At 54.7% G+C, this 11,998-nt stretch carries 12 protein-coding genes; 1 reads left to right on the top strand and 11 read right to left on the bottom strand.

From position 1 onward, the window contains the following. Window positions 1-455 precede the first annotated feature (455 nt). The 11 genes from M5M_RS01350 to adk form a co-directional block, all read right to left on the bottom strand. A complete protein-coding gene (locus M5M_RS01350; RefSeq protein WP_276324574.1) occupies window positions 456-1,100 on the bottom strand; it encodes a transposase in 645 nt (214 codons plus the stop codon). A gap of 282 nt (window positions 1,101-1,382) precedes the next feature. Next, window positions 1,383-1,997 carry a hypothetical protein gene (locus tag M5M_RS01345; protein ID WP_015045669.1) on the bottom strand — a complete coding sequence of 205 codons (615 nt, stop codon included), beginning with the start codon at window positions 1,995-1,997 and terminating at the stop codon, window positions 1,383-1,385. 873 nt (window positions 1,998-2,870) lie between these two features. Then, window positions 2,871-3,950 carry a tRNA-queuosine alpha-mannosyltransferase domain-containing protein gene (locus M5M_RS01340; RefSeq protein WP_015045668.1) on the bottom strand — a complete coding sequence of 360 codons (1,080 nt, stop codon included), beginning with the start codon at window positions 3,948-3,950 and terminating at the stop codon, window positions 2,871-2,873. 9 nt (window positions 3,951-3,959) lie between these two features. Further along, complete coding sequence (locus M5M_RS01335; protein ID WP_016389152.1) at window positions 3,960-4,973, bottom strand: cyclic nucleotide-binding domain-containing protein; 1,014 nt, start codon at window positions 4,971-4,973, stop codon at window positions 3,960-3,962. Window positions 4,974-4,991: 18 nt separating this feature from the next. Continuing rightward, window positions 4,992-6,278, bottom strand: a complete 1,287-nt coding sequence (locus M5M_RS01330) for a M18 family aminopeptidase (protein ID WP_015045667.1) — start codon at window positions 6,276-6,278, stop codon at window positions 4,992-4,994. Between the two features lie 16 nt (window positions 6,279-6,294). Then, window positions 6,295-6,687, bottom strand: coding sequence for a VOC family protein (locus tag M5M_RS01325; protein WP_015045666.1), 393 nt, complete (start codon window positions 6,685-6,687; stop codon window positions 6,295-6,297). A 31-nt stretch (window positions 6,688-6,718) separates the two neighbouring features. Beyond that, the gene (locus M5M_RS01320; RefSeq protein ID WP_015045665.1) at window positions 6,719-7,600 is read right to left on the bottom strand and encodes an NAD(P)-dependent oxidoreductase; all 882 of its coding nucleotides are present in this window, start codon (window positions 7,598-7,600) and stop codon (window positions 6,719-6,721) included. Window positions 7,601-7,625: 25 nt separating this feature from the next. After that, the gene (locus tag M5M_RS01315) at window positions 7,626-8,414 is read right to left on the bottom strand and encodes an undecaprenyl-diphosphate phosphatase (protein WP_015045664.1); all 789 of its coding nucleotides are present in this window, start codon (window positions 8,412-8,414) and stop codon (window positions 7,626-7,628) included. A 44-nt stretch (window positions 8,415-8,458) separates the two neighbouring features. Then, window positions 8,459-9,148 (bottom strand): tRNA (adenosine(37)-N6)-threonylcarbamoyltransferase complex dimerization subunit type 1 TsaB, encoded by a 690-nt coding sequence (tsaB, locus tag M5M_RS01310; RefSeq protein WP_015045663.1) that lies wholly within the window; start codon window positions 9,146-9,148, stop codon window positions 8,459-8,461. 56 nt (window positions 9,149-9,204) lie between these two features. After that, the gene (hemH, locus tag M5M_RS01305; RefSeq protein WP_015045662.1) at window positions 9,205-10,188 is read right to left on the bottom strand and encodes a ferrochelatase; all 984 of its coding nucleotides are present in this window, start codon (window positions 10,186-10,188) and stop codon (window positions 9,205-9,207) included. 121 nt (window positions 10,189-10,309) lie between these two features. Continuing rightward, entirely contained in the window at window positions 10,310-10,954 is a 645-nt protein-coding gene (gene adk, locus M5M_RS01300) for an adenylate kinase (RefSeq protein WP_015045661.1), read from the bottom strand. A 348-nt stretch (window positions 10,955-11,302) separates the two neighbouring features. Between adk and M5M_RS01295 the strand changes: the two genes are divergently transcribed. After that, on the top strand, window positions 11,303-11,920 hold the full coding sequence (locus tag M5M_RS01295; protein WP_016389151.1) for a coiled-coil domain-containing protein: 618 nt from the start codon (window positions 11,303-11,305) through the stop codon (window positions 11,918-11,920). Window positions 11,921-11,998 lie beyond the last annotated feature (78 nt).

Here is an 11,998-nt window from a genome sequence, read left to right as displayed (position 1 = left end):
CAGAAATCATGAGTAAAAAATGCACAGAAAAAATCGAGACGCCATCATGTACAGACAGAAGGGAAAATTTAACCAGGCTTTCATAGATGAATTCTGCTGCCAGATAGAACTGGAGCACGAGGCGCCAACTCATGTTATCCACGCAACCGACCCATTCGCATCGATTTGCTGGGAATATGAATTAGCCTATAAGCGCCTCTGACATAAATTATTATTATAAAAAATAAAAACACAGCAGACAGTGGTCCGTGAGAGATCCCCTTGGATGTCTATCGCTTACTGAGAACACCACTCAACCAGCGAAAAATCGCCTATACACAAGGAATCAGCCGGGGCATGAATTTGCCAAAAACGCTGCTAAGATTCAGAGCATAGCAGATTAATGATTCGGGCGCGCGCGCATTCTTAGATCAATTGCTCGTAAGCGTGTATGCATAAGTGGGGTCAGATGAAACTTATGGCACGTCAATCACTGGTCTGCCCATTGCGGCAGGCCGAACCCGTCGCCCGTGCAGACACTCAATTTCATCTTTAAAGCGTGCACTACCCAACGCCATACCCTTGTTTACCGCTGCACGGATATCCTTTATTAAGCTGCAATCAACATGCGCATCAAATAGCGCTCTGTACGAGCACTGGCGCTCTTTAGGCTCTTCACCCAACTTCAGATATTCACTGTGCGGCGTATGCACGTTTATCGATTTGCCCAAGGCGTGTGCTTGATAACTAGACCAGACATAGTCAGCCGGATCGCTGACCATACCCGCTCTTACGGGATTCAATTCGATGTATCGCTGGCAGACCAACAGATAGACCTCGGATTGAACCAGACTTGCTTTAAAACGGCCCTCCCATAACGTACCGGTTCGGCGATATTCGCGATTAAAGTACCTGACATATCGCCGCCCCAAAGCCTGCATCATGCTTGAAACGCCGCCTTCCCTATTGGGCGTGACCAGCAGGTGCACATGGTTGGTCATCAAAACCCAAGCGTGAACCGACACAAAGAATTGGCGAGCGTACTCATCCAACCAGTGGATATATGCAGCCAAATCTTGTTCTGAGGCAAAGCAAACCTGCCAATTATTGCCGCGCTGGATAATATGTTAAGGAACGCCCAAAGGGCTGATACGAGGAAGTCTTGCCATGGTTAAGTCCTTTTAACCGAAACAGAGAACTGAAGTTTAGAGGGGCACCGGCGCCCTATACAAGGATGAATTGCGCGCCTTAAGTTTCATCTGACCCCACTAATTCTCTTAGCCAGTGAAAACAGCACGTAGAAATCGGGTGCACCCAAAGGCAGAGCAAGTAATTTACTAGGGGCGTCAACGCTTCGAACGCGTTCGCCCTGTTGACGGAGAACGACTTATAGGTGACCCCACTTATTTCATCAAGCGTCCAGTCCTCTTCAAGTTTGATTCCATTTCTTCCAGCAAAGGCATTATCTGACCAAGCTCATCAAATCGATAATCGTTGTTTCCAGCCAAAGCCTCTTCGTAGCACTTCTTGATATAGTCAAAATCACCAACCAACATCCTCAGCAAACAGTAATGGACACCCTGCATCCCAATAAAGTTAAATGGATTATCTTGCGGAAATTGCTCAGCAAATTCTTCGATTCCATCTAGACAATATCGCGTACTAGCATTCGGGATTGCTGACCTAACAAATTTTTCGATTACCGGCTCCAGTTGACTTATATCGGAATAGACCCCCACAAAAATTGAACCGTCCTCATTTTTTGGTTGCCGAGTAAAGTGACATGGAATTTTGTACTTTGGAAATAGAACTTTTATTGACCTCACTATAGGCCCCACCTTAACCCATTCAATAGCCTGCAAACTCACGTGACTCATTGCCACCTTAGCGAACACATCTAACCCCAGAACAAATGGCTTATGTCTCTTGCAGACGAACCCTCCTCCTTGAAATTCCCAACCGTCGTATTCAGCAGCAAGAGCGCGACACATTTCATAGCTCTTTTCTTTCATATTCATGCTTAACCCTCCACAGTCTTAGGAATAAGTGGGGTCAGATGAAACTTATGGCATGTCAATCACTGCCACCAACCCATTTTATCGCCCTTCTTTTACATATCCGCTTTATTCAAGGGCAAACACCTCGAAAAATCGTAGTCTTCATATATTCTTTTATAATGTAAAACAAACGAACTATTTTCAATATCTACAAACTTACCCCCAAGATCGATACTTAACAGTTCAAGATGCTCATCAAATTTAGACCTATCGGTGAATTCAGCAACCAAACCAGCTTCCAAGCTAAGGGAAAAAAATACAGGAATTAAGTCTAACTTCGCAGCAGTGAACTTCTTACTTCGGCCATTTTTTATCCAATCACAATCGACATCATGCTTAGGAAATCTATAACCAAAATAATGATTTTCCTCATTCTAAAACTCAATCACAGCGGGTTCAACAACCAGCTCACCGGTACCTATATCCCTGACCCCTCTATATTCGTCATCGGAAAAATCCAGCTCATACTTGGAGCTAAAGCACCCCTAGATTAGAACAAAATAAGTTACTACCGATAATGGATATACAAATTTCATTATAGAAAATCCAAGCCCCTGCATTTGTAATTGATCATAAATCTATTTCCCACGCCATGTTGCTCTATTGCTCTTTCATTCAATTTATTTCTCAAGAAAATAGAGGGTTCGGAGGGAATTAGCTGAATATTTCGACCTATGAATTATCAAGTTCAGCCTGGTTATTATCCTCAAAACACCATACAGCCCCTTAGCAGCAAGATAATTAGCGTTCAGCCAGAACTAGGATCAGCCTCAGGAAAACGGCTCACGCTGCCCTACCCCGCCGATTGGCATCCAGATGCGCACAACAGTGAAATCACATAGGTCTGGCTAACGCAGCATACTTTTGCCCAAGCTCGCACCAACGTAAAAAATTCACAGGCGGCGCGGCTTCCGGGCCCCGATCGATTATTGCCGACATCGCCTGCACCAAGGCTTCAACTTCCTGTATCGGCGTAGCTGCCGCATAGCAAACGGGAAACCACTCCGGATACACCAACCGGTCCGGCACCAGCGGATAACACCCCGCCGCCACCGCTTCGAGTACGGCCAACCCCTGAAAATCATGCAGTGCCGTCGAGATGACCGCATCGGATTCCACCAGCAACTGATTGTATTCAGCGCGTGATTCAATAAAACCCCAGCGACCGAGCGTGCCGGAAGTTTCAAGCAGGGTTTTCAACGCATCAAAACACGCGGGGCGCTGTCGGAATTGTTGGCCTACCACATGCAGGGTGAAGTTTTGCGTTTGCGCCAACAGCAATCTCACCGCAGCGAGCAATCCCTCGGGGCCTTTATCGTGTTCCCAGCGGTGGTTCCAGATAAACGTTCGCCTTCCAGGCTTTGAGTCATTACGCTTTGCGGCAAGCCTAAACGCTTCGTCCCGCAGCGGCACGGGCAGCACGGACGTTTTGTTGATCAATGACTCGACCAGGCCGGCGGGCACGGCATCCGGCAATTTGCCGAGCAGTGCGCGGGCACCGGCCATGAAGGTGTTGCGATTGTAGCGGGAATTAAATACCAATTTATCGGCGGCATGGGCACTGAACAGCGTCATCATGGCCGGTTCCAGTCGGTTGCGCTGCACTTCATTGGCCGGATAACAGAACTGGTTTTCGTGAAAATACAGCAACGTAGGGACTGACGCTAGCTGTGGGCAGAATGCTTTAATGCCTGCCAGATCGGTCATGGAAGTGGCGATAATGCAATCAAACGATTGACCCAGCCCGTTGATTTTTTCCGCGAGCGACAACGCATTGCCCCGGATGCGCCAATTGAAAAACCGGGGAGGTTCGGTGAGGCAGGTCCATTGCCATTCGGGAAAGGCGGCGATTAAGCCTTCGCGCCAATAGCGGTGACTGGGTGCATCATAGGCCGATAACAGCAGGCACCGCATGATCGCAGATCAGTAAAGTTCTGCCGCACAGGTCAGGATAGCGCAGTCCAGTCCAGCCTGATTAAACAGGTAAGCGGCGACCTCGGCGCGACGACCGCCGTCACCGGTGATCAGGTATTGCTGGCTGAAATCCAGCCCGTCGAGTCGTTTGCGCAGTGCACCCAATGGCATGCTGGCAGCACCGGCCACATGGCCGCATTTGAATTCCATCGGCAACCGCACATCCACCAATTTGAATCCGCCCTGCTTTTCCATTTTGGTCCATTCGGCGGCATCCACGTAGCGGATCACGGGCTCCTGCAACAGGGTTTTGAAATCTTCTTTGGTCAGGCGCATAACACCGCCTTTGGTTTGCGCGATCACCGAGGCATTGCGCACCGCATCACCCACCAGCGCTTCTTCGCCGAAGTAACTGCCGGGACGCAACACCACGTCCAACGATTGCCCGCGCGACTCAATGGCCACCCGGCCTTTTTCCAGCACATAGAAAAAGTCCCCGGGCGCGCCTTCCTGAATCAATACTTCACCGGCTTCGAATTCAACGTACTCGAATTTGGCAAATAGCTGCTGCAGGTTGGCCGGCGGCACTTTGGTAAACAGGGGAGACTCCAGCAGGCACGACATCCAGTCCTGATGCTCTTCGGTGGTCGGGTCCTGGGGAATGTCATCATCCGACGATTCGGTGTAAGCCAGCACCAGATCGACAAACTCTTTGTCGATGCGCATGATGATGACGGTCTCCTTGGCCACCGCAGAGACCGGCGAAGGAGACTGTAAATTCAATGGCTGATAGCTGCGCGGCTTGCCTGCCATGATTTCTTCCGATTCAAAATCGGCGGCAATCAGATCCACCGTGCCCGACACCAGATAAAAATTTTCAGACAGAGGCTTGCCGCGTTTGAACACCAAGGTGCCCTTCTCAAGCTCAAACAGGTCCATATGCTCCATCAAGCGCTGGAGGTATTCCTCGCTGAGGTCGCAGAAGGGTTCATATTTGGCAAGCTGGGCAAGATCAAACGACATGTTAACTCCAAAAAACCATCAGGCCGGTTCGGCAAAATGTTTTTGCAAAATGGCAATCAAATAGCCTAAGTCAGCGGTACCGGCCGTTTCACGGATGGAATGCATGCCCCAGGTGGGTAAGCCTACATCGATGGTGGATACACCGATTTCGGCGCTTGTAATCGGCCCGATGGTGCTGCCGCACGCCATATCGGTGCGGACCACGAAGGCCTGTACGGGCACGTTCAACTGCTGACAAAGGTGGCGGAAGTATGCACTGGTTTCACCGGTGGTTGCATAGCGCTGGTTCGCATTTATCTTAATTACCGGACCCTTGTTCAATAAAGGACCATGGTTCTGCTCGTGTTTGTCAGCGTAGTTCGGGTGGATGCCATGGGCATTGTCGGCCGACACCAGCAGGGAATGGTGAATAATCTGGTTGCGGCGCTCCACATCCGGCACCAGGCGCTCCAGGAACTGGCGCAGCATGGGGCCGGCCGCACCGCAGCAAGAGCTGCTACCCACTTCTTCATGGTCGTTGCAGATGAGCAGCTGGCTTTGACCCTCGGGCGCCGCCAACAGCGCCTCCAGACCGGCATAGCAGCTGGCCAGATTGTCGAGCCGAGCACCCACGAAAAATTCGTTGTTCAAGCCCAGTACGGCAGGCCGTTGGGTATCGTAAAAACACAGTTCGTAGTCGAGCACGCTGGCCACATCGGTGACGCCTTCGGCGGCCAGCTGATCGGCCAGTATCTGCCCGAAATCGGCGCCGGCATCCGGGCCCGGCAACTGCGCCAGCACCGGCGGAATATCCGTTTGCGGGTTAATGGTACGGTTCTTATTCACTTCCCGGTCCAGATGAATCGCCAGGCTCGGAATAAAGGCAATGGCGCGGGAAAAATTCACCAGGGCTTTGGCGCGCTCGCCCTTTTTGGTCAGGTAGCTGACCCGGCCGGCCAGGCTGAGGTCGCGATCAAACCAGGGCGCCAGCAACACACCACCGTAGACTTCCACGCCCAGCTGTAAATAACCCTGGCTGTTCACCACCGGATTGGGTTTGACTTTCAGGCAAGGGCTGTCGGTATGGGCACCCACCATCTGGATCCCTTTGTCCAGATCCTTGCCGTATTTAAAGGCAATCAGTGAGGCGCCGTTGCGCACCACGTAATAACGCCCGCCGGCCTGCAATTGCCAGCGCTCACCCTCCGCCAGCGCCTGATAGCCTTCGGCACGCAAGCGCCTGGCCATGGTATCGACCGCATGGAATGGGGTGGGTGAACTGGCAATAAAGTCTGCCAGGCCGTTGAGCAATGTTGTCTGGTCCATAGAATTCCTTGTTAGGCTACGCGCCAGTGGCAACCGGCGGCTGCCACAATTCAATTTTGTTGCCGGCCGGATCAATAAACCAACCGAAATGCCCGAATTCACCGTTTTCGGTCTCGGGCAGAATCTGGGCACCCGAACCCGCAAGGCGGGCCAGGCAGGCCTGCACATCATCAACAACCAGATTAATCATGAACGGTTGCTGTGAAGGTGCAAAATAATCAGTACTGTCACTGAAAGGCGAAACCACGCTATAGGCGTCAGCCGGCAAGCTCGCTACGGGCAGACAAGCGCCGTACTCGTCCATGGGCAGGCCTAGCCATTGTTTGTACCAGGCCCGCAACCCTGCGGGATCGGCAGTTTTGAAAAACACGCCGCCCAAGCCCAGTACCCTGCCCTGCTGATGTGACATTGGCTGTCGCCCCCGTCTGTATGATCGATCCTTACCTGCTAGTTTTGCCCGCGCTTTCCAAGCGGGCCAGCAGGCTGGAAGTATCCCAGCGACCGCCGCCCAGGTCCTGCACCTCGCCATAAAATTGGTCCACCAGTGCCGTTACCGGCAGACGGGCACCATTGCGACGGGATTCATCCATAACGATACCCAGATCCTTGCGCATCCAGTCCACCGCGAAACCGTGGTTGTATTCGCCCGCCAGCATGGTGGCGTAACGGTTTTCCATCTGCCAGGACTGGGCCGCGCCCTTGGAGATCACCTCGACCACCGCCGCCGCATCGAGCCCGGCCTTGCCGGCAAAATGCAGGCCTTCCGCGAGGCCCTGTACCAGCCCGGCGATGCAGATCTGGTTAACCATTTTACACAACTGACCACTGCCCGACGGGCCCAGCAATTTCACTGAACGCGCAAAATGCGCAATCACCGGTTCGGCGCGCGCAAAGGCGACGGCATCGCCACCCACCATTACGGTCAACTGGCCCTTTTCAGCGCCGGCCTGGCCGCCGGACACCGGCGCGTCGAGAAAAGCGATTTGCTGTTTTGCCGCCAGTCCGCACAGCTCGCGCGCCACCTCCGCCGAGGCCGTGGTGTTATCCACGATGACAGAACCCGGCGCCATGCCGGACAGCACACCATCGGCACCCAACACCACCGAGCGCAGGTCCTCGTCATTGCCCACGCACAAGAACACGATCTCCGCCCCCTGAGCGGCGGCTCTGGGGGTTTCGCCGTGGCTACCGCCGTAGCGGGCCACCCAATCCAATGCTTTCGCGGTGGTGCGGTTGTATACGCGTACCGAATGACCCGCCTGCTGCAAGTGCCCTGCCATGGGAAAGCCCATAACACCCAAGCCGATAAACGCAAGATTCATTATTCGTTTCTCCTACAGGTCCGGGCTATAACAACCACAACAGGGCGACACCCAACACCAAGCGATAAATCACAAAAGGCATCATGCCGATGCGCTCAATCAATTGCATGAAAAAATGAATGCAAGCATAGGCACTGAGGGCCGAGAGTACAAAGCCCAGCCCCATGGTGGCCCAGTCCACATCCGCCACCCCTATCAATTTGTAACTCAGATAGCCCGCGCTCAAGGCGATCACGGGGATGGACAATAAAAACGAAAACCGGGCCGCATCCGTACGGCTGAAGCCCAACAGCAAGGCCGCGGTCATGGTGATGCCCGAGCGCGAAGTACCCGGCACCAGCGCCAACGCCTGGGCGATGCCGATGGCCAACGCCAGAGGCCAGGTCATGTCGATCAGTGTCTTAACGCCCCGCCCCTGCCGGTCGGCGAGGCCCAACAGCAGGCCGAACCCGATGGTGGCCCAGGCAATCACTTCGGCCGAACGCAGGTGGGTTTCTATGAATTCCTTGCCCAGTAAACCGGCCAAGCCGGCGGGAATGGTGGCGAAGCCGATCATCCACACCAACTGGCTCTCGTGGTTTGTTTTGCCGCCAAAACTGGCAAACCACTGGCCTGCCAACTGGGTCAGATCGCGACGGAAGTACAGAATAACCGCCAGCAGGCTGCCAAAGTGAACCGCCACATCAAACGCCAGGCCCTGATCCTGCCAGCCCAACAATTCGGACGGCAAAATAAGATGGGCAGAGCTTGAAATGGGTAAGAACTCAGTCAAGCCCTGTATCAGGGCGAGTATGAGCGTTTGAAGCCAATCCATGGGAATCCTTCTGAACAAAGAGTGCGGGCAGTGCCCGCAGAAATTTACAAACTTTCGGTGCGAATGCGTGTGCGCTTCTGCCAGTTCACGCTGTCGCGCAGATACACGGGCTTGGCTTCATGGGCTTGCACTGGCACAGCATCCGCCTGCCGGGCGAGGTGAAGTATATCCAACGCATCGGGCTCCAATTCCGGCAGGCACACTGCAGGCCGCTGCTGGTTTAACGGGGCCAATTGCCAGCCACTGCCCGCGCCAGCATCGACGTTTTCCAGCAAGGCAGCCGCATCGGCGAGCGGCACCAATTGCTCGGCACCGTCGTTCACCAGACGTTGCCCCTCGAGCCTGAAATGGGCCGCGTAGAGTTCGCCCATGCGGGCATCCACCGCCACCAGTAATCTGCCGTCAACGTCGGGCTGGGTACGCTGGAAGCCCGCCGCAATTGCCCGCAGGGTCGACACCGGTATCACTGGAAGATCTGCACCCCACGCCAGGCCCTGCACGATGCCGGTTGCCACCCGCAAGCCGGTAAACGAACCAGGGCCTCGGCCAAAGGCTATTGCATCCAGCTGGTTCACAGCCAGCCCCGCTGCTTGCAACAATTCGTCCGCCATTGGCAGCAGCCGTTGCATGTGGCCACGCGGCGCCAACTCCCAGCGATGAGTGACCGAGCCATTGCATAACAGCGCGGCGGAACAGGCGTTGGAGGAACTATCGAGCGCGAGTAGATTTTTCATTTCAATCGCTTAGGTAAAAGCCGCTATTGTCCCAGAAATGCGTCGCCTGCGCAGCATCAACCCAAACGTTCGGCCACCAGATTGGCCAGGAAAAACACCTGATCTTCGGAATCGTTCAGGCACGGAATGTATTGGTAATCTTCGCCGCCGGACTCCAGAAACACCTCGCGGTTTTCCACGTCGATTTCTTCCAGCGTTTCAAGACAATCAATCGCAAAGGCCGGGCAGATCACATCCAGACGCTTAATACCCTCGGACGGCAACTGGCGCAGAGTTTCGTCGGTATAAGGTTTGAGCCATTCAGCCCGCCCCAGACGGGACTGGAAGCTGACCCGCCATTGGTGCTCTTCCAGCCCCAGAATGGTGGCCACGTCGCGCGCGGTGTGCAGGCAATGCTGTTCGTAAGGGTCGCCCAGATCCACATTGCGACGTGGAATCCCATGAAACGAAAACAACAGGCAATCGGCACCCGGGTGTTGGGCGCGATGCGTGCGGATACTGTTAACCAACGCTCGTACGTAATCAGGGCGGGAATAATAGTGCTTCTGGATCACCAGATCGGGGATATCGCGGCTGGCTTTCATCACCGCCGCGCATTGGTCATACACGGAGCCGGTGGTGGTGGCCGAGTACTGCGGATACAACGGCAGGACCAACGTCCGCTCCACTCCGGCCTCGCGCAGCACCGACAGCTGATGCGCCACAGAAGGCTCCCCATAGGTATAGGCAACGGCGACCTTGGGTGCGGTTTCGCCGGATTCTGCCGACAGGCGCGCTTGCAGCCGGGCGGCCAGAGATTCCGTCAACACCCGCAGGGGCGACCCCTGCTCTGTCCAGATCGAGGCATAGGCATGGGCCACTTTGCGGGGGCGAAACGGCAGTATCACGCCGTAGAGAATGCACAGCCAGATCAGCCGGGGAATCTCCACCACCCGGGGGTCACTCAGGAAGTCGCGCAGAAATGCACGGACCGCGCCAGGCGTGGGCGCTTCCGGCGTCCCCAGATTAACCAGCAAAACCCCCGTGGCAGACTTGTTCATATTGCTCCGCTTAAAATCCGTTGCTGAACACCCGCCGCATCGCCCTGTAGATTCAGGGCAACACCGCGGGCGCTAAAAAAAACACCCGCTGAAGCGGGTGTTTGACACTCTTGATACACACTCAGCTGAGTACGTTCAGCACCCGCTGGCGGATTTCATCCACGCTGCCGACACCGGCAACTTTCGCGCACTTAACGGACGACGTGGCCTGGCGATCGGCATAGAAACCCACCAGTGGCTTGGTTTGCTCGTGGTAGAGCGCCAGGCGCTTGCGCACGGTGTCTTCCTGGTCGTCGGGGCGCTGCACCAGAGGCTCGCCGGTTTCGTCGTCCACACCAGCCTGCTTGGGCGGGTTGTATACGGTGTGGTACACACGGCCTGAACCTTCGTGCACGCGACGGCCACTCAGGCGGGTGACGATTTCTTCGTCAGCAACGTCGATTTCCAGCACATAGTCGATGTCCACGCCGGCCTCGACCATGGCTTCTGCCTGCGGAATGGTGCGGGGGAAGCCATCAAACAGGAAACCTTTGGCGCAGTCGGGCTGGGCAATACGCTCTTTTACCAGCGCGATGATGATATCGTCAGATACCAGACCACCGCTGGACATGATGTCTTTTACTTTCAAACCCAATGGGGTGCCGGCTTTTACTGCCGCGCGCAGCATATCACCCGTGGAGATCTGGGGAATGCCAAATTGCTCCATGATGAATTTTGCCTGAGTGCCTTTCCCAGCGCCGGGGGCGCCTAACAGTATCACTCGCATTTGTCTCGCTCCTACAGTTCTCGTCTAATTTTTGTGCCAGATGCCGCTACCAATCACGATCGCAGTCGCCGCAGGAACACCTTGGGATTTTGGGTGGCATAAGATACACGCAGCAGCCAGACCACTCAAGCCAGACTATTGTCGGGGGTGTTTTGGGGCCTTTTCTTGCTTATTTTGCAGCCAACTCGCCCCTTTTGCATAAAATTTGCTCAGCATCGCAGTATATATAGCGTTTGCGAACTATCTTCCGAGTAGTTATTCCCAAAGGTTAGTAAACAAGCCATTGAAGTCAACTATGCTGTTATATGGGGCGTTGCCCCCCAACCATCAACAGGAAAGGAGTGCACCATGGGTCTGTTTTCCCGCAAGACAGAAGAGGAAGAAACCACCAACTTGTTCGACAGCGACGAGCTGCCCAACAGCGGCGATCTCGATCACAAACTGTTTGAGCCCGAGAACGAGCCGGTAGTAGCCGCCAGCCCCAAGGCCGCGGCCCCCAAACGCAGCCCTACCTACGGCATTCAGGACGCCATTGACCTGATGCGGAAACTGCCTGCCGACAACAAGGAAATTGTCGTGTCGGTGGTCAAACAGACACTGGAGTCCACGCACATCAGCGTGGAGGACATCATTGCGGACGCCACCGATAAAGAATCGCGCCTGCTGAACAAGAACACCCAACTTGAAACGGAAATAAAACAGCTGCAACAACAAATTGCGGATCGCAAATCGCAAATTGCAGCCCTGCTGGAAGATCACAAGGAAACCGTGAGCGTGCGCGAGCGACTGGAACTGGCGATCAATCTGGATAAACCCAAGCAGGCACCTAAACCGGCAGCGCCCAACCCCGCAACCAGTGCGGCTGCACCCAAATCAGCGGCACCAGATGCGCAACCTGCCAGCGCACGCCCCGAACCCACAGCAACCAAACCCGGCCCCGGATCAGGTAATCCCCTGCCCCACTGAAACGCCCCGCGGGCGCCCTGTTAAGCGGGCGCCCGGCCCTCCGCCCCACAACGATTTGCAAGCCCGCCAAAGTTAAAC

This window comes from Simiduia agarivorans SA1 = DSM 21679, assembly GCF_000305785.2.
GTDB lineage: Bacteria > Pseudomonadota > Gammaproteobacteria > Pseudomonadales > Cellvibrionaceae > Simiduia > Simiduia agarivorans.
The sequence above is the reverse complement of the archived record's forward strand: the minus strand, read 5'-3'. Positions and strand labels throughout refer to the sequence as shown.